This is a genomic window from Thermoprotei archaeon (assembly GCA_038881895.1).
Taxonomy (GTDB): Archaea; Thermoproteota; Thermoprotei; order Gearchaeales; family WAQG01; genus JAVZOV01.
Genome location: JAVZOV010000003.1, coordinates 1 through 24413, shown reverse-complemented (window position 1 = coordinate 24413; position 24413 = coordinate 1). Strand labels below are relative to the sequence as shown.

Annotated in this window: 20 protein-coding genes; 11 read left to right on the top strand and 9 right to left on the bottom strand. The window is 35.4% G+C overall.

Annotated elements, in window-relative coordinates; translation table 11 throughout:
• Positions 1-237: 237 nt before the first annotated feature.
• Positions 238-1074, bottom strand: a complete 837-nt coding sequence (locus QW128_05515; protein ID MEM3833038.1) for a TIM barrel protein — start codon at positions 1072-1074, stop codon at positions 238-240.
• 104 nt (positions 1075-1178) lie between these two features.
• Between QW128_05515 and trm14 the strand changes: the two genes are divergently transcribed.
• From trm14 to QW128_05500, 3 genes are all read left to right on the top strand, one after another.
• The gene (gene trm14, locus QW128_05510; GenBank protein ID MEM3833037.1) at positions 1179-2327 is read left to right on the top strand and encodes a tRNA (guanine(6)-N2)-methyltransferase; all 1149 of its coding nucleotides are present in this window, start codon (positions 1179-1181) and stop codon (positions 2325-2327) included.
• 781 nt (positions 2328-3108) lie between these two features.
• Complete coding sequence (locus QW128_05505; GenBank protein MEM3833036.1) at positions 3109-3600, top strand: flavin reductase family protein; 492 nt, start codon at positions 3109-3111, stop codon at positions 3598-3600.
• A 275-nt stretch (positions 3601-3875) separates the two neighbouring features.
• A complete protein-coding gene (locus tag QW128_05500) occupies positions 3876-4025 on the top strand; it encodes a hypothetical protein (GenBank protein MEM3833035.1) in 150 nt (49 codons plus the stop codon).
• Between the two features lie 46 nt (positions 4026-4071).
• On the opposite strand, the gene QW128_05495 is transcribed toward QW128_05500, so the two are convergent.
• The gene (locus tag QW128_05495; GenBank protein ID MEM3833034.1) at positions 4072-5292 is read right to left on the bottom strand and encodes a trypsin-like peptidase domain-containing protein; all 1221 of its coding nucleotides are present in this window, start codon (positions 5290-5292) and stop codon (positions 4072-4074) included.
• 220 nt (positions 5293-5512) lie between these two features.
• Between QW128_05495 and QW128_05490 the strand changes: the two genes are divergently transcribed.
• Positions 5513-6739: a hypothetical protein gene (locus QW128_05490; protein ID MEM3833033.1), complete on the top strand. Its 1227-nt coding sequence runs from the start codon at positions 5513-5515 to the stop codon at positions 6737-6739.
• Positions 6740-6989: 250 nt separating this feature from the next.
• Here QW128_05490 and QW128_05485 read toward each other — a convergent pair whose 3' ends face one another.
• From QW128_05485 to QW128_05475, 3 genes are all read right to left on the bottom strand, one after another.
• Entirely contained in the window at positions 6990-8192 is a 1203-nt protein-coding gene (locus QW128_05485) for a transposase (protein ID MEM3833032.1), read from the bottom strand.
• Complete coding sequence (locus QW128_05480) at positions 8170-8784, bottom strand: IS607 family transposase (protein MEM3833031.1); 615 nt, start codon at positions 8782-8784, stop codon at positions 8170-8172. Before QW128_05480 ends, QW128_05485 begins: the two co-directional genes overlap by 23 nt.
• Before the next feature lie 136 nt (positions 8785-8920).
• Positions 8921-9919 carry a hypothetical protein gene (locus tag QW128_05475; protein MEM3833030.1) on the bottom strand — a complete coding sequence of 333 codons (999 nt, stop codon included), beginning with the start codon at positions 9917-9919 and terminating at the stop codon, positions 8921-8923.
• 75 nt (positions 9920-9994) lie between these two features.
• On the opposite strand from QW128_05475, the gene QW128_05470 reads away from it, so the two are divergent.
• From QW128_05470 to QW128_05460, 3 genes are all read left to right on the top strand, one after another.
• The gene (locus QW128_05470; protein MEM3833029.1) at positions 9995-11143 is read left to right on the top strand and encodes an alanine--glyoxylate aminotransferase family protein; all 1149 of its coding nucleotides are present in this window, start codon (positions 9995-9997) and stop codon (positions 11141-11143) included.
• A gap of 325 nt (positions 11144-11468) precedes the next feature.
• Positions 11469-12824, top strand: a complete 1356-nt coding sequence (locus QW128_05465) for a tRNA (N(6)-L-threonylcarbamoyladenosine(37)-C(2))-methylthiotransferase (protein MEM3833028.1) — start codon at positions 11469-11471, stop codon at positions 12822-12824.
• A complete protein-coding gene (locus QW128_05460) occupies positions 12821-13414 on the top strand; it encodes a UbiX family flavin prenyltransferase (GenBank protein ID MEM3833027.1) in 594 nt (197 codons plus the stop codon). The genes QW128_05465 and QW128_05460 overlap by 4 nt, the downstream gene beginning before the upstream one ends.
• Positions 13415-13419: 5 nt before the next feature.
• Here the strand turns inward: QW128_05460 and gcvPB are convergent, their stop codons facing one another.
• Positions 13420-14934 (bottom strand): aminomethyl-transferring glycine dehydrogenase subunit GcvPB, encoded by a 1515-nt coding sequence (gene gcvPB / locus QW128_05455; protein ID MEM3833026.1) that lies wholly within the window; start codon positions 14932-14934, stop codon positions 13420-13422.
• A complete protein-coding gene (gcvPA, locus tag QW128_05450) occupies positions 14931-16253 on the bottom strand; it encodes an aminomethyl-transferring glycine dehydrogenase subunit GcvPA (GenBank protein MEM3833025.1) in 1323 nt (440 codons plus the stop codon). Before gcvPA ends, gcvPB begins: the two co-directional genes overlap by 4 nt.
• 189 nt (positions 16254-16442) lie before the next feature.
• Between gcvPA and QW128_05445 the strand changes: the two genes are divergently transcribed.
• Positions 16443-18149, top strand: a complete 1707-nt coding sequence (locus QW128_05445) for a hypothetical protein (protein MEM3833024.1) — start codon at positions 16443-16445, stop codon at positions 18147-18149.
• Positions 18150-18221: 72 nt separating this feature from the next.
• Here QW128_05445 and QW128_05440 read toward each other — a convergent pair whose 3' ends face one another.
• Positions 18222-18542, bottom strand: coding sequence for a hypothetical protein (locus tag QW128_05440; GenBank protein MEM3833023.1), 321 nt, complete (start codon positions 18540-18542; stop codon positions 18222-18224).
• 129 nt (positions 18543-18671) lie between these two features.
• Between QW128_05440 and QW128_05435 the strand changes: the two genes are divergently transcribed.
• Together QW128_05435 and QW128_05430 are read left to right on the top strand one after the other, a co-directional pair.
• Complete coding sequence (locus tag QW128_05435; protein MEM3833022.1) at positions 18672-20501, top strand: aldehyde ferredoxin oxidoreductase family protein; 1830 nt, start codon at positions 18672-18674, stop codon at positions 20499-20501.
• 4 nt (positions 20502-20505) lie between these two features.
• On the top strand, positions 20506-20724 hold the full coding sequence (locus QW128_05430) for a MoaD/ThiS family protein (protein ID MEM3833021.1): 219 nt from the start codon (positions 20506-20508) through the stop codon (positions 20722-20724).
• Between the two features lie 954 nt (positions 20725-21678).
• Here the strand turns inward: QW128_05430 and QW128_05425 are convergent.
• Positions 21679-22452, bottom strand: a complete 774-nt coding sequence (locus tag QW128_05425) for a KaiC domain-containing protein (GenBank protein MEM3833020.1) — start codon at positions 22450-22452, stop codon at positions 21679-21681.
• A gap of 244 nt (positions 22453-22696) precedes the next feature.
• On the opposite strand from QW128_05425, the gene QW128_05420 reads away from it, so the two are divergent.
• Entirely contained in the window at positions 22697-23848 is a 1152-nt protein-coding gene (locus QW128_05420) for a citrate/2-methylcitrate synthase (GenBank protein ID MEM3833019.1), read from the top strand.
• Positions 23849-24413: the final 565 nt, after the last annotated feature.

Sequence of the window (24413 nt, the reverse complement as noted above, 5' to 3'; positions counted from 1 at the left end):
TAAAAATTTTTTAAATATTAAGTCTGACTAACAATCTTTCCTGTTCTAAAAATGAATCTTAGATAACCTTTATGATCTCTCACACCTCTAAAGAGGAGCTTTCTATTATTGGTGTCTCAGACTCCTCATTCAAGGGATTATTTGTTCCACATTATTGTGTGTGCTATGATCCTTATGACCATTTCTCTTCAATGTTTGATGAAACGTTAATACTAGCATTCTTATTTGTTATATGATTCACGCATAGTAGAGTTTCTTTAGTATCAGAGCATCTGTTTCAAGGTTTGGGCTCTCAGAGATTACAACGCCTTTAATTTTATATTCTTTCCATGCGTTAATTAGTGCATGATAGTTGTAATCAGATTCTTCTAAGTTTAAGTGGTTTCTCTCGCCTTTGTCAGTGTAGTTAATTCCTGAAATGTGTATGTGCATATTATCAAGAGCATCACGTCCAAGTCCGGTCTCTATCTTAGCTAAAACTTCTTTTATTTCTGTTTCAGTGTTGTATTTTCCATTATAACGTGCGTGCAGATGCGCGAAATCAATACATGGCATCACCATTTCTATATCTTGACTTAGCTTTATTAATTCATCCAAATCACCAAATTGCACTGGTTTTCCTGTAAGCTCGGGCCTAACCCAGATTTCCACATTTTCATTCTTCAATGTTGATATGATTCTTCTCATAATGTTTTTAACTTTTTCATAAGCCTCGCTCTTCGATAATCTTTGATAATATGCTGCGTGGAAAACTATTGAATATCCACCGGCTTGGTATGTTATGCGTGCTGTATCCAGTATTCGCTGTACGCTAGCTTCAACTTTCTTTTCCTCAGTAGAAAGTAGATTAATATAGTAGGGACCGTGCGCAGTAAGTATTACGTTTTCTTTTATTGAAACTTCTTTAGCCTGCTTAGCAGTATCTATGCTCATTCTCACGCCCTGAACAAACTCTATTTCCATTGCATCTAAATTAAGCTTTTTGACTTGATAGACTCCACTTATCGTGGACGGTTTTGGTGTACTCAATGGTACTCCCGCAGGTCCGAATCTTAATTTATCAATCTTTATCAATAATCCTCACCTAAATAATCTCAGCAATAAACCCAAATATTTCTATATCCTCTATAAATAATTAAAAGGAAAAACCTTAATGATAAGCTAAAATTTTTAATATTGTGTACGAATACTACGCCACAACCAATATCGGGTTAGAGTATATAGCAGCAAATGAACTACAAAGAACATTATCTGTTTATGCTAATCCTTTAATTGGTATAGTAAGATTCAATGGTTCACTTGATTTAATTTATAAAGTTAATTTATTATCTAGGACTATTCATAAAGTTATCTTACTGATAGGTGAAACCGATTTTAATGATATTTATGATATCTACAAGTTTTCACGTTATTTAAGTTATACCAACCATATAGAAAGGAATCAAAGCTTCGCTGTCAGAGTAGAAAGGATTGGGAATCATCCTTTTAATAGTATGCAAGTTGCTGAAAGAGTAGGACGAGCAGTTATTGAAAGTTTCATGAGTGAAACCGGACACAGACTCAAAGTAAACCTTGATTTTCCTGATGTTGAAATTTTCTGTAGAGTGCGAGAAAATCACATCATTATTGGAGTAAATACAACTGGTGAATCACTACATAAAAGAGGTTATAGGATTTATAATCATCCAGCAGCACTCAGTACTACGATTGCGGCCTCAATGATATACATTAGTGAATGGAATGTTAAACAAACTTTTCTTGATCCAATGTGCGGTGGAGGTACAATACCAATAGAGGCAGCACTTATTGCAAGAAAAATTCCATTGAAAATTTTTAGAGAAAGAAGTAAAATTGGATTTGCTTTTGAAAAATTTAAATTATTTGAAAAAGATACTTATGAAAAAATATCAAATGAAGCTATGAAATCGTCTAATAGTAATGCATATAGCATTTATGGAATTGATATATCCCAAAAATATCTGAGCGGAGCTATGAGAAATGCTGAATCAGCAAATGTACTAGACACAATAAAATTTATAAAAGGAGATTCACGAAAACTAGAAAATATCTTAAACTTTACGCCAGAAATCATTATTGTAAACCCACCGTATGGTAGACGATTCTCCAATCTAAAACACATAAAGAAACTCTATTCAGAATTCTTAAAATCAGTAAACAAAGTAGTAAAGAAAAGCATAATCGTAGCAATAACAGCTGCACCTAACATACTTAAAAATGAAGCATTAAAGAATGGTTTTCTCATTGAGAAAGAATACAATACAAAAAATGGCAACGTTCCAGTAAAAATCATAAAAATAAAAGTATAACAGTCTCAACAATATATCATTAATTTTATTAAATTTTGTTACCACTCTTTCGGAGAGAAGGCTTCCGACCTCAGTCGTGGAGATGAATCGCCGTTAAGTTTATATTCCTCCAATTCCATCAGCTCCTTGAGCGGGTCGCTCGGATGTGGATGGGACGTCCGAAAGCTGGAATAAGGCTCCCATCCAAGACTGGTGGGGGATGGTTCCAGCGAGCGGGCTATGGACTACATGTCCATGGCAGGGGCTGCCTTGACACAGCCCGAACTCGGTAAAATGAGTGGAGGCCCCGCGACAAACCAGAATCTCCCGGCTTTAGCCATGGAGAGTGTCAACTGAAACACAGAATAGTTTTAATGTGAATGGCAGGAACAGCTGCCACTACAGCCACACTCATCTTCGTGATTTTTTGTAACTATCTGCAAATATCTCATAAATACTTTCGCGCACATCTCACTACAAAAATAATATGTTTGATCACTCATCACTAAAATTACTGAATCATTTATGTTTATCTCTGCACCGCATACAGGATCTTTTACAAAGATCTGATCTTTATTAGCGGCTGTCACATTAACCAAAGCAACTCACTATATTTTTGAAAAAATGAAAACTTAAACCTATGTTACAAGCTATATTATCTTCATCAGAACATCTTGTATTACTTTAGCATCGCTAATTAATAGCATTTTTCAAGCTTGTATTATCATCTATTTTATCAATAACTTCTCATCTATAAATATTATTTTTATATTCAAAACACTTATTACTTTATAATGGTAATATGAGCAGTCATGATGAACTTAAAGAAAGACTAAAATCTTACATGAGAATGTTTCCACAGGGAGTCACAGTTGTTACTACTATGCTAAATGGTACACCTGGTGGTATTACTGTAAGCGCGTTTACATCTATATCATTGACTCCTCCTCTTATTATGATATCCATATCTAAGGATTCCGCATTCCATGATGTTTTAATGAAAGCGAAAATATTTGCAGTAAACCTTCTTGGTAAGGGTCACGAAGAAATTTCAGAACGTTTCGCAGGAAAATATGGAGAAAATAAATTCAATAAGATAAAATATAAGATTGGAAAATTAGGAATCCCACTTCTGGAAGATGCTTTAGCAATACTGGAATGCAAAATCTGGAATACTTATGATGGAGGGGATCACACAATAATCATAGGTGAGGTTATAGAAATTAACTTCAATAAACAAGACCTACCTTTAGTATATTACGATAGGAAGTACACTACATTAGCTAGTAGTTGATACTCTTCATGGCTAAAGACTGAGACCTTCTGTTCTTCAAAGCTCTTGAAGACGTTTATGTAATTTCTAAATTAATAATCTTGTGCAGTGATTATTATGAATTATCTTTACGTGAAATTCAAAATAAGTATGATAAGTTTAAATTCTTATTTTTATATAAAAAGATTGATGATCAAAATGTGTGACTGCTATTATGGAGAGATAATATGTCCTGAGTGTAGGGAAGGAGAGATAATATGTCCTGAGTGCAGGGAAATAAAAGATTGGTGATCAAAATGTGTGACTGCTATTATGGAGAGATAATATGTCCTGAGTGCAGGGAAATAGTAGATGTTGAAGAATTTATAGAACATTTAAAGAAGCACTCTCAATCTGAAAAAGATATTAAAAAAGAAGTTGAACTCGTTGAAGTAAAAGTAACATAATAAAAAACCAGGATGTTTGTAATATAATATTCATATTTTTTGATAATTAAGTACTGTATGCTACATTAGTAGCTGAAGGCCTCGAACTTAATTTAACCGGTATTATCATTTTTTGATTGTTTCTAATTATAGTTAAATCAACGGTTTGGTTAGGTTTAGTATGTTCTTCAAGGTATGATGCTAGATCATCATTATTCCTAATTCTGATACCGTTTATACCAATTATTATATCACCACCGATCGTTAAGGATGCTCCATAAAGTCTAATCTGCTTATTTCCACCATGCAAACCTGCCTGAAAAGCCGGACTACCACTTATAACTTGAACTACTAAAACACCGTATGTAACATTCACGTTCATCATCCTTGCTATATCATAGCTCATGTCAACTCCTGATATTCCTAACCATGGATGTTCATCATAGTAACCTTTAGTGATCAGATCACCAATCTCTCTTAATATAGTATTAGAGGGTATTGCGAATCCTATACCTTGCGAACCAGCAACAATAGCAGTTGTTATGCCTACAACTTGACCCTCAAGGTTTAAAAGTGGTCCTCCTGAATTACCAGGATTTATCGGTACAGTTATTTGAATCACGTTAGCTATAGGAAAACCACCTGTAGTTTGTTCACTTATAGTTCTTCCTAGCGCGCTAATTATACCAACGCTCATTGACCCAGCTAAGCCATATGGATTTCCGACAGCTATCACAGTATCACCAACTTTTAGGCTCGATGAATTGACTATAGTAAGTGATTTATACTTATACGGTGGAGCGTTGATTGAAAGAACAGCAAGATCAGCATAGGGATCATAACCTAGTACGGTCGCAGGATAAGCATCACCATTAATAAATGTCACAGTCAGATTAACAGCATTTTGGACCACATGGTAATTGGTTATTATGACATTACAATCATTATAATTATAAACAAATCCAGATCCTTGGACTTGATAATAAACTTGGAATATAAATTGGTTAGATAGTACAGTACCACTAATCACAACAACAGAATCCTTAATCGTATCATATAATTGTGAGAGTGAATAATTATTTCCCAAAATATAAGTAATGTTTTGATTAATAACACTCTGATGTACATTATTTATTTGGCTCTGTAGTACTGAAACTTGTTGTTGTAGTTTATTAATTTCTTGCGATGCTGAGTACAATGTAATTAGACTGGCACCTATTCCTCCAATTAAAATTAACAAAATTATTAACACAACAGATTTCTTGATTAATGAAACATTATTTGGCACATCTTATCACCTCAGAATTAAATAATATTGCTTCTGTATGCATCAATTAATAGTGGTATTTGAACCAAATTAGTGTACATACAAATTGCAACATTATTCATTATCACACCAAATCACCTAGTGAATTTTAAAAAAATGAATATTTAAGCGTGATGTCATTTTGTCTATCATGATTCAAGGAAACATTATCTTTTATATTGGTATTAATAATTGTATAAACATGAACGAAGATTCTCGTTCAGCACGGATTTCAACTATTTTTTTAGATACTGTACTAAATAATCTTATTATTGAGGAGTACACAATAATAAAGGTTAAAGATGGTGACACTATTCTTGTGCTAGGTGAAACAAGAATAAAAAATGGTGCATTTTTTGAATGTAACCTAAAAACTGAGAAATTAATTTCTGAAAGCGGAGATATCGAAATATCAGGTTACCTTCACGCAAACGATTCCATAGTTATTAAAAAAGGCAACCTTAAGGTGAAGAACTCACTCATTACTAATACAATAGACATTAATGGTTCCTTAGTTATTAAAAAGAATTTTTTAGCTATAAATGCCAATGTTAATGGTTCTTTAAATGTGAATGGTAATGTAAAAGTAATCGAGGCTAACGTTAATGGCAAAGCTATGATTCTTGGATCAGTTGAAGCAAAAATAATCACCACTAGCAATTCTGCAGAGTTTTTAGGGAATGCGGATATAGACGTTATTAATGCTGAAGGAAATGTGAAAGTACAAAATGGTGCTGTTAAGAAGCTCATAATTAAAGGAGATCTTGAAGTCATCGGCAAATTAATTTTTGATAAACTAGACGTTGATCAAACAGCAATATTGAATTCTGCTGTTGGTGGTATTATTAACATAGGTAATAAACTCATAGTTAATAATAATTTAATATTTGATTCGATGGACATTAAAGGGGTATGCATTATAAATGGTGAGTGCGAGGGAGGAAACATTAACATTAATGGTTCTCTTAGTGTGAGAGGTAATCTAAAAGTTTCTGGAATACTTAATGTTAATGATTACGTAAATGTAAATGGAAAAATTGTTAGTGGTTTTGTTAACATTGGTAATGGAATTAGAGCTGAATCAATTATAGCCAACGAAAAAATTAATGCAAACGGTATAATTATTTTACAAAAAGCCATGAAAGCAAATATTATTAAACTCAATAAATCATGTAGAGTAATAGGTATTCTTATTGGTGACGAAGTAATAATTGATGAAAAATGTAAAGTACAAGATATTTACGGTGGATATGTTGAATTAGGAAAAGAAAGTAAAGCTCGAAATATTTATGCAAGAGACATTAGACTTGAAGAAAAATGTGTAATAACGGGAAATATGTTCTTTACTAATAATTTAGTTATGGAAAATAATGTGAAAATTCTTGGTAAGTACAGCAAAGTTAATGAGCTTCCTAAATTTACAATCTGAGATTGCACAGTGCTTATTAATTTATGATACATAGCAGCCCACGAAGATACAAAGCAAACACTGACCCACGAAATGAAAGTTCCTCTGTCACAGCTACTATTGGATGCATTCTTTAATCTCTTGTTAAGCTTGGTATTGAAAATAGTGTTTCGAAATTTGGATCTACACCAATAACATCAGACTATTTAACCTTAATATGTAATATATTATTTCTAAAACTAACACCAATGTTAAGTACTTGGGTTCTGAACTAAGTATGGATACGTATAGAATTCATACTTAGTCCTTGAGCTTCATCCCTCTCGTCCTCCTTAGGGTTCATCGGAGGGCTCATCGAGGTTAGCTCCTTTCGGGGTGAACCCATGAATCCCCACATCCTAAGGAACGTTTTCCAAATGTTTATTGATGCATTCTTCTGCCTATCGATTATAAAACCGCATCTGGGACATTTGAAGACCGCTCCCCTTAGGTCTTTATTATAATACCCGCATCTGGAGCAGGTCTTCGAAGTGCCCCTCGCCTTCACATATATGGTAGCACAACCATTCCACGCAGATTTGTATTCCACGTACCTTTGCAGTTTGATGTAATTGTGCTTGCTGTTCTGCCTGTTCATGCTCCTACTCTTCGTCCTCGCCACCCTCTCCTTGAACCCTTTCAGGCCCTCGAAGACGTTTGTCCTGCCTGAGAGCTGCTTAGCCAGCTTGTGCAGCGCGTCGTTAACCCTGTTCCTCTCCCTTGAACTGTACTTCTTCAGGAGCTTCTTCCTCGTTTTTCCGTGTAGCTTCTGGATAACCCTTCTCTTCAGCTCGTACGTTCTATGAATTGTGTAGATTTCCTTCAAGCTTATCGAGTAATGCTTTTCACCATCAAAGCTGTCCAAGGTTAAGAGGTTCACGTCCCATGCTATTGGGTCTTTAATCTTTAGCTCCACCTCTCTTCTAACAGTAACTATGAACCTGTCCTGTTTAAGTATTAGTTCACCGAGGTCTAAACCCCTTATCCTATCCCAGCACCACGCCTTCCTCAAATCTATAGTTATACTCTCTTCGTAAGGTCTTACCGAAATCCTGAGAATTCCATCCCTGTAACTGTAAAGAGTTTCCTTGACCCTGACGAACTTCCTCTTCAGTTCGGGTCTTTCCCTTCCGGTCCGCCCGCGGAGGTACCTCTTCCTCCAGGACTCGAGCACGGAATAGGCCTGTTTTATCGCGGAGTCCACGTAATGCTTGGAGTAAGCCCACCCCTCAAGATACTTATCCCTAAGCTCTTTTCTAAAAGTCTTATCTTTCCTCAGAAATGGTATAAGCCTCTTCCCATTCCTATTCCATGCAATGTTCCTCCATAAGTCATCCAGGATAGCGTTTAAGACGCTCATGTAGTCCTCTATGAGCTCGTTCACCTCAAGATCATGCGGTATCGAGTACGCTTTAACCAACAAGCTTCCTGACACCTTCAACAACCTCCCTATACTTACGGCTCCTCATTCCATAGAGCCTTCCAGCGAAATGGGAAACTATGGTGATCAAGTCCTCCACAAGCTCTTCATGAGGTGCCTTCCCTTCATGGTTTATCACTTCTATTTCTGTTCCGAAGAATGAAAACATCTTTCTGAGCGTTTCAATACCAAATCTCGTGAGCCTGTCCTCATAGGCGATTATCAGCTTGGATATTTTCCTTTCTGAAACCATATTTAAGAGCTTCAGGAATTTTTTTCTGTTTTCGTTAAGCCCAGAACCAACATCCGTTAAAACTTGAATTTCACCATAACCTTTCTCCTTAGCGTAGCTTGAAATGAGCTGTTTCTGTCTTTCAAGGTCATCCTTTTGTGTTGGAGATGAAACCCTTGCATACCCTACAATAATTCTTTCCTCTCTTAAACCGAGGATTCGTTTTATTTCGCTCTCGGGGATCCTCCTACGTCCTCCAAGGGTTCTGACACACCTAATCTTGCCCTGCCTATCCCATTGCTGAATGGTCCAGGTGGTGACTCCAAGAAGCTTCTTCGCCTCCTTGATTGTATAGAGCTTTTCAGACATCAACATTCTTCTACATCTACCAATATTTAAACACATCTATTCTGAAACTGCTGAAAGAGGCTACTTTCGCAAGTTAAAGCTTCATAAATTTCTTGGACTTTTAATTTCATAGTTAGTACTTAAACAAGCCATTAACTTTGATTCAAACATTTTCTAAATATTCAAGAAAATCAGTAAACATTGTTCTAGCTGTTACCCATGCAGGTCCAGCGAAACCTTTTAATACAATCTGTCCATTATCTATGTTGATAACTAGCGCGTTATAATTACCCGAAACATTACCTAATGGATCGTTAGAGTCTAGAACCTCAGGTGCTACACTTAATACACTTTTTTCTAAATCTGCTGAAGCTACATACTTAACAGGAGTACCCTTCTTTTTGCTTGATCTTACAATAGTCTCATTTATAGTGACCAATGACTTTCGCACTACATTGTTAATGCTAAAGTTATATCCAAGCGTATTGATCAGTATTACGAGTTTTGCGCTGGCATCATAGCCATCTATGTCTATCCTTGGATCGGGTTCAGCAAGTTTTTCTTCAATAGCTTTTTTAATAGCATCTTCGTAGTTAAAACCATTCTCCACTAATGTTAATATATAATTTGTTGTTGCATTTAACACTGATCTAATACTTTTTACAGCTCTACCTCTAAGACCTCTCATAACATCTATTGCTGGTGTACCAGCCATCACTGTTGCTCTGTAACCTATAAAGAGTCTTTTTTTCTTAGCTTTTCTAAGAAGATCAGAATAGTTTAACGCAAGACCAGTCTTATCAGCAGTTATAAAGTTCACATCATTATCTAAAAGTTTTTTATAAATACTTAAATTAGGTTCACCTGTGAAGTATGATGGTGGTATCGTAATGAAAGCTAAATCTGGTGAAACACTCTCTATAATATCCTCAATATCGATGTTCTTCGAGAAATCGGTAAAGATGCCCATTGAATATTTGTTAATAATATCTTGAAGTTTATTACTCCAGTTATCATCGAGAATTGCTGAACCTTTTGAAGTCGTAATGCTTTTTATCTTTATATTACTTATACTTAAATCCTTATCCTTTTTCTCGAGTAAAAGTTTTGCTAGTTCTCTACCAACATTACCAAAACCTATGAACACTGTATTAACCGTCATACGTTCATCACCTATTATGAAATTATCTCATAAAAGTATTTTAAGCTATACTTTTATATTTACCTGGTGTATGGTATGGATGAACGTTTTCTTCTTATGATACCTGGACCAACATTCTCAGATGCTAGCACACTTCTAAACTTAGCGAAACCAACAATTTCTCATGTGTCGAAAGAATTTGGAGAAATAATGAGTGGAACTCTGGATAATTTAAAAAAGCTATTGAATGCCGATGGAGAAGTTGTTGTAATAGCTGGAGGAGGTACAGCAGCAATGGAATTTTCAATAGCAAACTTTGTAAAACCTGGAGATAAAGTGTTAAACCTAATATCTGGATATTTTGGGGAATATTTTGTTAAAGCTACAATCTACAGAGGTGGCACTTCAATACAGATTAAATCTAAAATCGGACAAGGATTTTCTGGTGATAACATAAGAGATGTTGTTGAAAGAGAGAAGATAAAATTTGTAACTGTTCAACATGTTGAAACATCAACGGGTGTAGCCAATCATATTAAAACGATTGGTGAAAGTCTTAAGGGAACCGATACTCTCTTCATAGTTGACGCAGTTGCATCACTTGGTGGAATGAATATTGACATGAAGAATTGGAATATTGACGTATGTCTTTCTGCGTCACAAAAAGCTTTGGCAGTACCACCAGGATTAGCAATAATTGGTTTAAGTAAAAAAGCTGTAGAAACCATAGAGAAAAGCCCGGATGAGTTGTTTTACTTTAATGGTCGTAAATGGTTGGCTACAATGCGAGACGTTAGAAATTACTATTCCACGTTGCCAGTTAACATGATATATGGACTTAATGAGTCTTTAAGGAGAATATTTTATGAAGGCCTTGAACAACGTTATAAAAGACATCAGATAATGGCTGAAGCCTTAAGACAAGGTATTGAAAGTTTAGGTCTCAAGATAGTGGCTGAGAAAGAATACAGATCAGACACAGTAACAGCTATCTGGCTCCCCGACAATGTAAAATTCCCAGATTTAAGCAGGGAAATGATGAACCGTAATATAGTAATAGCTGGAGGCCTAGGAGAACTTTCTGGAAAAATCTTCAGGATCGGGCACATGGGTTCTGTAAATGTTAATGATATAATATCAACACTCTCAGCATTAGAGAGAAGCCTAAAAACACTCGGTTACCATATCGATTTTGGAGTGAGCATAAAAGCTGCACAAGAAATTTTCAACAATTTCGGTTACTAAAATAAAGATCACAAAAAGCTTAACAAGAAAGTCTGTTAATTCTAGTATGTATTATTATTGACACTCTCATCAACTAAAGTCGGGAGATTCTCGGTTTTTCAGTTTCGTGCTTCATCGTACCGAGTTAAGGGCTGGTCAAACTAGCCTCTTGAATGGAACATATAGTCTCATCTTTGCTCAAACATTGATACAACAATCAAATGTTTAATTTATTGACAATTCATCTAGAACTGAAGTTCTAAGCTTTCTTGTCGAATTACTCTGTAATTTTTTTAGTGAGTGACATCTATATATGTCTCTGTTTTTATTCTATTCATGAAACTTTATGGCTGGTAGAATTTACATAGAGAACTATGGATGTGCATTTAATGTAGCTGATGGTGAATATATTGAACAAAGTTTTATAGCTAAAGGATGGACTGTCATTAACGATGTGAGAGATGCTGACGTAATAATAGTAAACACATGTTCAGTTAGAGAGGAGACGGAACGAAACATGATATCAAGAATAAGATCATTAAGAACAATGTTACGTAGGGATCAGAAATTCGTCATTACTGGATGCCTAGCAAAAACATCACCATCATTAATATCACTGGCAAGCCCTGAAGCTATAATAGTAGGTCCATCAAACATAAATCAAATAGTTAATGTCATAGAGAACGATTCATCAAAAATTTTAATTGGACATAGCACACGAACTAATGAAATAATTCCAGAATACAATGGAGGTATAACTTACATATTACCTATTGAATCTGGCTGCACATGGTCATGTACGTTCTGTGTAACAAAAATTGCACGCGGTAATGTCTTTAGTTATAGACCTGGTTCTCTTTTCAATGCGATGAAGCAAGCTGTTGAAAGAGGTGCTAAAGAAATATATTTAACTGGCCAAGATACCGCTGCATACGGTGTTGAAAATGGATTTCGGCTACCAGAATTGCTTAAAACATTGTTAAAAATTAATGGCGAGTATCGAATTAGAGTTGGCATGTTTAATCCCATGACAGCTCGAAATATTTTAAAAGATTTATTAAATGTATATAAATTAGATCAAAGAATTTACAGCTTCATACATATGCCAGTTCAAAGCGGTGATGATAACGTTCTTCGATTAATGAAAAGATATTACACTGTGCACGAATATGAGTATATGATAAGATTGGTTAGAGAATATGTTCCGGAAATGTTTATCGCAACAGACATCATAGTAGGATTCCCTGGCGAAACAGAAGAGGCATTCGAAAATACTGTGAGGCTTGTTGAGAAATTAAGATTTGATAAAGTGCACATAGCTAAGTATAGCATACGACCTCATACCGAGGCAGCTATTATGAAACAGTTACCCGATAACATAAAAAAGAGACGAACTAGATATCTTACTGAAATAGTAAACAGAATAAGTCTTGAAAAAAACATGAAACTTATCGGCAAAGATCTCAGAGCATTAATAGTAGGAAAAGGAGACAAAGGTGGATTAGAGGCCAGAACTGACGACTACCGTGTCGTTATCTTGAATAGTAATGACGATAGCTTAATCGGAGATTTTGTTTTAGTTCATATTACAGAAGCCTACCCGCATTATCTAAAAGGTCAATTAATAGATATAATAAATAAATATTCTCACATATCTCCCATCGCCATATCAAAACTAACTTATGAGGATGATATGGTGTGAGATTAGTAGTTGGAATATCAGGTGCTAGCGGTGTTATTTATGGTATCAGACTTTTGCAGGTTCTAAAAGATTTAAACATCGAAACACATCTTATTATGACTAATGCTGCTAAAGAAACAATAAGACTAGAAACAGGTTATCAGATTAGTGAAGTTGAATCTTTAGCCACAAGAAGTTATAATATTAATGACATTGCAGCACCAATGTCCAGTGGATCCTTTAAATTTGATGGAATGATTATAATACCATGTAGTATGAAAACATTAGCTGGAATAGCAACAGGCTACACATCCAATTTACTTCTTAGAGCAGCTGATGTTACATTAAAAGAAAGAAGACCACTGATACTTGTTATACGCGAGACACCGCTGACAACAATTCACATAAGAAACATGCTAATAGTAGCGAGAGCTGGAGGAATAATACTTCCAGCAATGCCAGGATTTTATCACAACCCTAAAACACTACAAGACATGATAGATTTTATCGTAGGAAAAATATTAGACCAATTAGGATTAGAGCATAATCTTTACGAAAGATGGCAGGGACCACAGCATAGAATTAAAAAAACTACATCCACAGCAGGTTAAAGTTTTTATCCTTCTCTCTCTTTTTCACGTTTTTTAAACATTCTCCACGAGAGAGCCATGGATTTTGGATGCGATGCTTTAGCTTCATCAAGTCTTCTTATTGAAGTATTGTGAGGTGCAGTGAGAACAATCTGCGGATCTTTATATGCTTCATCAATAATTTTTGATAATATTGATGCATATTTCTCCACACTCTCATCACTCTCTGTCTCAGTAAATTCTATTAACATACATTCATCTACTATTAATGGAAAATATATTGTTGGAGGATGTAAACCATAATCAAGCAACCTCTTAGCCACATCCAATGTTTTAACACCAGTTTCTCGCTCTAATGGTTTAAGACTTATTGCACATTCATGCTTTCTTGGTCTCTTGGGATCATAGGGTATTTCAATTCCTTTCATATTTCTAATTAGATCTAAAAATTTATTAGTATTCTGAGTCGACCTTAGTGCTACTTCTCTTAATCCATCCTCGCCCATTATCTCAATGTAAGCCAATGCTTTTATGAAAACCAAAAAATTACCATAAAATCCGTGAACAGCCCCTATCGTTTTCGGAACATCATAATTGAGTTTGTATTTTGTTCCATCGTACTCAACAATAGGAACTGGTAAATAGTCAATAAGAAACTTTTTAACACCAATAGCACCAGCACCGGGACCCCCACCACCATGAGGTGTAGCAAACGTTTTATGCAAGTTTAAATGCACAATATCAAAACCCATATCACCTGGTCTTACAATGCCTAGTATTCCATTTAAATTAGCTCCATCATAATACATCAAGCCTCCAGCATTGTGAACCATTTTTGATACAACTGCAATATCTTTTTCAAAGAGACCGAGAGTATTTGGGTTTGTTATCATAAATCCAGCAGTCCTATTTGAAAGCACAGATTTTAACGCATCCAGATCAACATTACCATCTCGCCCAGTAGGTACAGTAACGACCTTAAATCCTGCCATTGCAGCACTAGCAGGATTAGAACCGTGCGCAGAATCCGGCACCACTATCTCATTCCTAATATCACCCTCCCCACGATCCTCATAATAAGCCTTAATAATCAGAACACCTGTTAACTCTCCATGCGCGCCGGCAGCAGGTTGCAACGTAACCTTATCAGTTCCAGTAATTATTTCAAGATATTTTGATAGCTTATAAATAATCTCAAGAGCACCTTGTATTGTAGATTCATCTTGAAGTGGATGTAACCATCTGGCCTCATCAAGCAAAGTCAACATCTCACCAATTTTCGGATTATACTTCATTGTGCACGAACCTAACGGATAAGTTCCCAAATCAACACTAAAATTCATTCTTGAAAGTCTAGTGTAATGCCTAGAAACCTCCACCTCTGGTAAATCTGGCAACTCCAAACTACTTGCTCTAATTAGATTCTTTGGAACATAAGAACTAACATCAATCTGAGTTTCATTAAACCATCTTTTAATAGGAACATTATGACGAGTTTCATAAATTAATGGTTCATCCCACGAAGCTTGAATAAAAGTCATTTATGCAGACCCCCCACTATTTTACTTAATGAATTAACCAACATTTCATAATGCATCTCATTATGAAGTTCAGTAGTAGCAAGTAACATAACATCCCCCAACTCAGGAAAGAACTTTTTCACATCTAAACCACCTATTATGCCATGTTCTAACAACTTAGAATTCACAGTGCTCGGATCAATAGGAAGATTAATCGGAAACTCTCTGAAATAATGTGCATTAAACAATGGTGATATAATGCCATCTATCTTAGATAGCATAGTTGCTAACTTTACAGTTCTCTCGAGAATTAGTTCACCAAGTTTCTTTAATCCAGTTGAACCAAGTAATGATAAATAGATTGCAGCTCTCACGGCTAACAGCGCCTCGTTAGTAGTTATATTTGATGTAGCCTTTTCCCTTCTTATATGCTGTTCCCTGGTTTGAAGCGCCATCACAAAACCTCTTTTACTTCCATCCTGAGAGGTAGTAAGTCCAATAATCTTCCCTGGCAGCTGTCTTATTAATCTCATATCATCCTTCACGGCAATTATACCTAATGCGGGACCGCCTAAACTGGGCGGAGAACCTAAATGCTGCCCCTCACCAACTACTATGTCAGCACCATAATCTCCAGGAGGTTTTATTATACCTAACGTTAGAGGATCAACACCAACAATATAAAGAGCACCAAATTCATGCGCAATTTTTCCAGCAACCTCCACATTAGGATCTAAAATTCCAAAAAACGATGGATTCTCAACATAAAGTGCTGCAGCCCCGCTCATCGATTTATTTATCTCATCAAGATTCATTAAACCATCACTTTCGTTTATACCATACTCAATAACTTCAACCTTATGTGGGCGTAAATACGTTCTAATAACTCTTTTTCTCCAAGGAGCCATATACCTTGGAATTATAACCTTATGCTTACCAGTGATTCTAAGAGACATCAAAAATGCTTCCGCTGTGGCTGTAGCCCAATTATACATTGACGCATTAGCTACATCCATGCCAGTGAGATCACAAATTATACTCTGATATTCATATAAGATCTGTAAAATACCTTGAGAAATCTCCGGCTGATATGGCGTATATGAAGTAAGAAGCTCAGGCGAAGATGCAATATAATCTACTAACGGCGGAACATAATGACACCAAACGCCACCACCTAAAAAAGAAGGTGTCGATAGGATATCCTTATTCTTCTTAAGTATACTTTTTATCTCGTTATACACATCGATTTCAGACTTCGCTCTAATATTAAGCGGTTGCATAAAAAGAAGTTCCTTAGGCACATCAGAATAGTATTTTAATCGTTCATCATCCTTTATCATTATTAAACCACCATGATACTAGAGAAACAAAACCAAATAAACATGTCTATCTCTAAAAACTTTAACATGTTTTACATGAAATCAACAAGAATGTTAAAAGGGCAAAAAACTGCTTTCTAGCAAAGCTTTCTTTTTCAAAAGAAAGTATTTATTTTTGTGTTCCTTGATTTGTGTGAGAGGTAGAGGGATGTGAAAAAAACAGTAACTGCGCTAATCTTAATCCTCATAATACTTCCGTTGATAGTGCTAATGTTTAACACGATTGTTTATGCTCAAACTCCATCTAACACAAGTGTAGCTATAAAGCGTGATGTGTGGGCCAGGTCAGGATACATGGTAGTAGTTGACGAATTGGAATTTAATAATACAGTAAATGATGTAAGCTTTTATTTACCATATGAAATTTATAAGTCAATCTATAATTTTAAAATACTATTATCTAATACTACAATTACTCCCAGAGTTACAGTGGAACCTTCCATCAATTCATCTTTAAAGATAACTATACATGCTACAGTTCAGGCGCATACACCTCTGAAATTACAGTATTCATTCATAGAAGGTTCTTATGCATATTACTTGTCTCCTATGTCTGATTTAACAATTATAATACCTAGAACTCTCGGTTTAGACTATGTAATAACTAGTTTTAATGCTACAATACATTATGAGAATAGCTGGATCTCAACTGCAGGATCTCCTATCACATACCCGGAAATCCCATCCTTTAAGTTTAGTGTTTCAATTAATAATATTTACGCGGAATATAGTTTCTCACACATAAAACCAATAGATTTGGTAGCTGAACAAATTGTCGCGAATGTAACAAATCCTGCATGGTTTCGAGCATTGTCTCTTGCAAGGACTATTACCATATCACCGTCAGGATCTATTAACATAGAAGATAAATATTATGTTAAATACTTGGGGTATACTAAAATTAGCGATTTTGCTCCAAATCTTCAAGGACTTACAATTGTAAGTTTTGGAGATGAGTTAGGTGATTTTACATTTAATACTACTGATAATAAATGGATACTAAGATATTCGCTCAATAATAGTGATAAAGCGTATTTTATCATAAGATCTAAGCCATCAAATCTTACATTGTGGACCACAACTGAGAATGACATTACAAAATTAAAAATAGACATATTCCAAGGATTAATAGCTCCCATAGACAATCTTACTGTAATGATAGTATTTCCGCCAGGTTCAACAGATATAGCATTAACACCATCACCTACAGACTATCAAGCTTCTAACCCTCTGGTATATATTTATAGAGAATACAATGTAACACCATTCGATACCATGACTATCTCGGGAACTACACGCTTAGCATCGTATGTAAGTTACATAAACACACTCAATATAATACTGATGATAGGGATTTCTGGCGGTGCATTTATAGCATTATATCTGTGGGCATCACTAAGAACACGTCCACCTGAAGAAATAACAAAAGTCCCAATTAGCGGTATTAGCAACTTAACTGAGCTTTACATCAAACGATTATCATTAGTACAGGAATTGGACAAACTTGATGAAGATTATAAATTAAAGAAAATTAAAAAATCAATATACACGCAGAGATCGCATGTTGTAAAATCTGAACTTGCAACAATCGAAGGTCAAATAAAAACATTAAGTTCAAAAATTAGAGACACGAGAAGTAAAGTTAGTGATATGCTTAAAGAACTTGAGTCTTATTTCACAACACTTACAACAATAAAAGCAAGCGTTAACGAACTCGAACGACAGATAAGTATTGGAAAAATTTCCAGAGAAACGTACACAAGGTTATATAATAACTATATGAGAGATCGACAACGTATATTTACCAGGATTGACAACATACTAAGACAATTAGAAGAAATCAGTAAAACATCATAGGTTAAAATTTTATAAACAGAAAATCTCACATAGTTAATGTTGACAAAAATATGTTTTCAACAAAGTAAAGCGTTATCCATAAACGAAACCTATTATTAACCCTATTATTAACCCTAAGCTCGTTGGTATTATTCCGATGATAAGCGCTAAATATGAAATAATATCAGGACCATATTTCAGAGCCATACTTTTTACTTCGGAAACATTTATGAACCCTAGATAACCAGCAATAATCACTATAAAACCAACTAGTAAGGCTAACTTAATTAACCTCCTCAATAAATAACCAATAACCAGACCTAATACGAAAGAAAATAAAGAAAAGCCAGCGACAGGAATACCTGAAATAGTCCCATTTAGAACAAAGTTATATATTGCACTCCAATCAACCATTTTATCACCATGATAAGATTTTATTTCCAAATATTAAACTTAACTAATTATCAATTACGTATCATTAGAAAAGTTAAAGGAAGAAAAAGATTTATCTTAATAGTCTCTTATTAATGTTGGTGTTAAACTTTGTATGGTTGGAGTGGGAAAATACTCAGGATCAATTTATCTAATAATAAGGTGCAAACACAAACTTTTGATCTGGAATTCGCATTAAAATATATCGGAGGCAGAGGATTCGCTGCCAAAATTCTTTGGGATGAAGTACCACCTGGTACAAATCCACTCTCACCTGATAATAAGCTTATAATAGCTTCAGGACCGCTTACTACGATACCGATGCCTAGTAGTGGAAAAATGGTAGTGGCTGCAAAATCACCACTCACGGGTGGTTATGGTGATGGTAACATTGGCACAATGGCTGCATATCATATGAGACGAGCTGGTTATGATGCATTAGTCATTGAGGGGAAAGCCCAAAAACCGACATATATTTACGTAGAAAATGATAAAGTTCAATTATTACCGGCAGACGATCTCTGGAGTCTAACAACAATTGAAACTGAAGAGAAGCTGAAAAAAAATCATGGTACTGTTGGTGTAATCTCTATAGGACCGGCTGGTGAAAACCTAGTAAAATTTGCAACAATTGTATCAGAGGGCGGACGATCCGGTGGAAGACCAGGTATAGGGGCAGTCATGGGTTCAAAAAACCTAAAATCCATTGCGTTCAAAGGTACAGAAGATCTTCCGTATTATGATAAAAACTTGGTTAATAGGCTAGGAACCGAAGGTTATAAGGCTGTAAAGCAAAAACCTGGTTATCAATTTTGGATGCGACAAGGAACAGTCGCTACCGTAGAGTGGGCGCAAGCTAATAGTGTATTACCAACATATAACTTTAGAGAGGGAATTTTTGACGATGCTGATAATGTTAACGGTTACGCGATGGAAAAAATTAAAATCAGGCAAAAAGGATGCCCCTCATGTAACATGATTTGCGGAATGATTATAAAAGGTGATGTAGTTGCAGAGATAGATTATGAAAATGTGGGCATGTTAGGCCCTAATATAGGAATAGGAGATTATAGTAAAATAGCAGTTCTGAATAAAATAGCAGACGATCTTGGGATGGATACTATAAGTTTAGGTTCCGTAATTGGATTTGCCATGGAAGCATCAGAAAAACATCTCATAGACGAAAAAATGGAATGGGGAGATTCTATCGCAGCCATAGAATTAGCTAAAGACATAGCTTATAGAAAAGGTATAGGTAATTTACTGGCAGAAGGAACAAGAAATGCTGGTAAGAAATTAGGTCACGGAGCTGAGGATTTTGCAATGCACGTTAAAGGTCTTGAAATCTCCGCCTATGATTGTCACGCCGCGCCAGGAATGGCATTAGCTTACGGCACATCACCTATAGGCGCACATCACAAAGATGCATGGTTCATATCAACAGAAATACAGATGGGTCGTTTTGCAGTCAATAAAGAAAAGGTAGAAAAACTCATATGGATGCAACGGATACGAGGAGGAATCTTTGAAACATTGGTGGCATGTAGATTCCCATGGGTAGAACTCGGATATGAGATCGAAAACTATCCAGGATACTTCAAAGCAGCCACTGGTATAGACATGACATTAGATGATATGTTCAAAGTAGCAGATAGAATTTACAACTTAATGAGAGCATACTGGATAAGAGAGACAATAGCATCCGGAGGTTCGTGGAGTAGGGAAATAGATTATCCACCTGCGCGATGGTTTAAAGAACCTCTAACAAAGGGACCGTTGAAAGGTGTTAAGTTATCTTATGATGACTACAATAAAATGCTTTCATGGTACTATGAAATAAGAAACTGGGATGAACATGGAATACCAACAAAACAAGCTCTAATTAATTCAGGACTAGAAAACGTCGCGCAAGAACTTTCAAGATACATAAAACTGAGGTGATAATTTGGCAAAAATCAAACCAGTAGGCTTTTTCAGATATATATTAGGCAAAGAGCTCATAGAAATTCAACTAGAAAAACCAAAAAGACTCATAGACATAATAGGAGAACTACCAGATAAGGAACGAGCAATAATATTAGTAAACGGAAAAAACGCTGACTTTACAACAGAAATAAGTAACGACGATGAAGTAATCATAATCCCAATCATCGGTGGAGGATAGCTATTACACTAAATTTAATCTTACTGTTCAAAACACAATAGTATGAACCTTATAAACCCCAATCTTAAATTTTCATTTAGTTTCTTATTTACAAAAAGAATCGACAAGAAAGTTTACAGTTTTTACCAGGATAAGATTGTCAATAAGGTGCAGTCAGTAATTTTGGTGCGTATGGATTTCAATAGAGAGATGTTAAATCCTTATTGAGGCAGACTTGATCACTTAGCAGCCTATGGATGATGCTAGATTCAGAGCGAAAGCTTCTTTCACACAAATTACATCAAGTCTATTTAAGCAAGAATCTCCTTTAACTGTGGAGATTGACAAGAATGAAGCTAAATAAAAATGATGACAAGAAATGCTGACCGGATCTAAGCCCAATCCAAACACAACAACCGTCATCACTCAGCGGTATCTCACCAACTTCCAGCCCTTCCATCCTGCTTTCGCAGGATTTCCAGGCCTTCCGTTGATGATTACAGCCGGGTGATGATTTGTGTTGCGTTCGGATTAAGCTTGCTTTCCGGTCAGCATTTATTTTTAGTTCTTAGAAAATATATAACTTTCGATCATAAGATAAAATCTAATTATTTAGAAAAATTTTCATGAAATTTTATTTAATTATTTAAAAATTGGAAATAATTTAATTTAGTTTAAAAATAATAACACTTACGAAAGAATTTGACTGAAAATAGAACTCTAGTTCTGGGATGAATTGTCAATAAGCTTAAGTAAGTGTTTAGATAATGCTTTTGAACAAGGATACTGCATAATCAATATAGAGCTTGCTCAGGAAATCACCTTTCTGGGAAACCATTAACAGTGTGATGACACACTCCTCGCTTCTGATGTGGGATGCTGAGGAAGTCTAAAGGATGATAAACAATGAGTATCTTAGAAATGAGAATCTTCTTGACTTTGGTTACAGAGTGGTACCAAAAATAAATTGAGTGTTCACGTGTTCTTCGAATATTTAGATGCGGCGTAATCTTCTGCTCTCATATTAGTTTTTTCTAAAAGCACTAATCCTATCCCATCTATGATTTCAATCTCCCATAAGTGTAGATCATGCGGTGTTTGACGCATTTTCTCGACCATGATATATCTTTTTAATACACCATTTTTGATTGCTTTTCTGAATCTTATTATACCATCAGCTATGTGCTCAATCCCCCATCCGAATGCTTCTCCAGTAGTTATAGCATATTGTGATGTTGCTAATACTGTAAGTCCCCATTTATATAATGTACGCTTTACATTATAACTATCTCTTCTAGCCATAGCAGGTCTATCTAAGAAGAATGCCGAAAGCGAATCTATAACTAAGCGTGCCCTACCATATCCTAACCTCTGTTTTGCAGCTATTATTTTCTGAATTAGTTCGTCAACATTTAAATTAATAATAGTCCATTCATCCTGTTTTTCTTTCATTAAAGCATCGATCATGATTAATTTACCATCTTTTATATATTTTGTAAAATCAAACCCAAATTGTTGGGCTTGTCTAATAACTGATTCTTTGCTTTCCTCAGTAGTGACATAAATACACTTATCACCATCATTCAAACCTTGAGCAATATAATGTATTGAAAATATTGTTTTACCAGTACCAGGCTCTCCGACTAAAGCAACAAAGAAACCTTCTGGAATACCTCCACCTATAAGCTCATCAAAACCCTTAACTCCAGTAGATAATCTCTTAATCCTCTCTTCTGCTTTTGCTCCCATAACCATAATCTTCTAATGCATAAATATTATAATGAAACTTTTAAATCTATCGTCATTTTTAGCGATATTTATGATTTTTGATGACAGACTTTCTTATAATGAAAGAAATATTATTTTGTATTACATTATTATTTTGATCTTTTGCTTCACGTTCAATTTGAAAATATTTATTATCACTCTGAAGTATTTTCATTAGCAAAATATTTATATACATGTATAAACAAAAAGTATTTGGTGATAGATTTTGGTCTCACAAGAAAAGCCTGTAATATATAAAGGTCTTGAGAACATTTATATGGACGAATCAAGCATCTGCTTCATAGACGGATTTAATAGCAGATTATATTACAGAGGTTATAGTATTGAAGATCTAGCTACGTATAGTACTTATGAAGAGGTCACGTATTTACTCTTTTATGGGAGATTACCAAAAAGAAAAGAACTTGAAGATTTTAAAGGCTGGTTAAAAGAGAATAGAGAAATACCTAAAGAGGTCATAGAACTAATACGAAAAATACCCAAAGACACACACCCAATGGAAGTTCTCAGAACCCTAGTATCGTATCTAGGTAACTTAGATCCCGGACGTAGTGATTTATCATTAGATGGAGTGTACAGGAAATCCATTAGACTGACAGCAAAAATACCGACAATAATTGCTGCTTATCATAGAATACGAACAGGAAAAGAAGTCATAGATCCCGATCTAAAACTAGATCATTCAGCAAACTTCCTCTACATGCTACATGGTGAAAAGCCATCAGAATTATGGGCTAAGACCATGGATGTGTCGAACATACTCTATGCAGAGCACGAAATGAATGCGTCAGCATTCGCAAGTGTAGTTGTCGCTTCAACACTCTCAGATTATTATTCCGCAATCGTTGCAGGAATTGGTGCATTAAGAGGACCATTACACGGTGGTGCGAACGAGGAAGCAATGAAACAATTCCTAGAAATAGGGTCGCCAGATAAAGTTGACGAATGGTTTAAAAATGCAGTAGCCCAAAAAAGAAGAATAATGGGATGTGGACATAGAGTATACAAGTCCTACGACCCGAGAGCAAAGATTTTCAGAGAATACTCGAAAAAATTTGCAGACATGTACGGCGGAGAACTGAAAACTTTGTACGAAGTAGCAGAAAAACTTGAAAAATTAGTAATTGAGAAGCTAGCAGATAGAGGAATATTCCCAAATGTAGATTATTGGAGCGGTATACCATACTATGGAATGAAGATACCAATAGACCTATACACACCACTATTTGTGTTAGCACGAGTTGCAGGATGGTCATCGCACATAATGGAATACGTAGCAAACAATAGGTTACTCAGACCCAGACTTTACTATATAGGAGAACTCAATAAACCATACATGCAGATTGATCAACGCTGAAATACTCACTTTTATTTTTTTAATAACGTTAAGAAACAAGATTTTAATGAAAACCTTAGTGTAAAAGTTATTGATGGTGAGCATCTCCCCTTTTTGCAATTGTTTAAACTTATTCATTACAAAACCCCAATTTCTCTTAACCGAATCCTGCAGACTCTGCGATTATCTTTGTATATTGCCAAAAGATTAAGTCTTTAACCGTTTTAACAGCTGGAGGTGGCATCCGCTCGCGCTCTTGTTTTAATGTTCCTATCTAATAAAACTTCCTCAGTATTATCAGCTTTCACAAGTATTGAAGCGTTTGGTATTCCAGTCACAGAATGACTTGAAACTAATCACTTCCATTTTCCGAATTCTAATGTTTTATCTAAGATATTCTTATCAATTGTGCAAGCATTGCTTATTGAACCTCTATCATATGGTCTTGGCAGAGTACCGGTGAACTACCCCACCCTTACGGATGGGGCTTCCAGCTTAGGCTGGTTATGGGCTGGTTCACTTGCAGCCCCGTGGATGGGCATATAGCTCATCCACCTCTCAAATTTTTTAGCGATGTTGATGGCTC

Excerpts from the sequence above, each read along its gene's own strand:
- QW128_05505 (MEM3833036.1), top strand. The coding sequence starts at position 3,109 with ATGAGCAGTCATGATGAACTTAAAGAAAGACTAAAATCTTACATGAGA.
- QW128_05500 (MEM3833035.1), top strand. The coding sequence starts at position 3,876 with ATGTGTGACTGCTATTATGGAGAGATAATATGTCCTGAGTGCAGGGAA.
- QW128_05490 (MEM3833033.1), top strand. The coding sequence starts at position 5,513 with ATGAACGAAGATTCTCGTTCAGCACGGATTTCAACTATTTTTTTAGAT.
- QW128_05480 (MEM3833031.1), bottom strand. The coding sequence starts at position 8,784 with ATGTTGATGTCTGAAAAGCTCTATACAATCAAGGAGGCGAAGAAGCTT.
- QW128_05475 (MEM3833030.1), bottom strand. The coding sequence starts at position 9,919 with ATGACGGTTAATACAGTGTTCATAGGTTTTGGTAATGTTGGTAGAGAA.
- QW128_05470 (MEM3833029.1), top strand. The coding sequence starts at position 9,995 with ATGGATGAACGTTTTCTTCTTATGATACCTGGACCAACATTCTCAGAT.
- QW128_05465 (MEM3833028.1), top strand. The coding sequence starts at position 11,469 with ATGGCTGGTAGAATTTACATAGAGAACTATGGATGTGCATTTAATGTA.
- gcvPB (MEM3833026.1), bottom strand. The coding sequence starts at position 14,934 with ATGACTTTTATTCAAGCTTCGTGGGATGAACCATTAATTTATGAAACT.
- gcvPA (MEM3833025.1), bottom strand. The coding sequence starts at position 16,253 with ATGATAAAGGATGATGAACGATTAAAATACTATTCTGATGTGCCTAAG.
- QW128_05440 (MEM3833023.1), bottom strand. The coding sequence starts at position 18,542 with ATGGTTGATTGGAGTGCAATATATAACTTTGTTCTAAATGGGACTATT.
- QW128_05425 (MEM3833020.1), bottom strand. The coding sequence starts at position 22,452 with ATGGGAGCAAAAGCAGAAGAGAGGATTAAGAGATTATCTACTGGAGTT.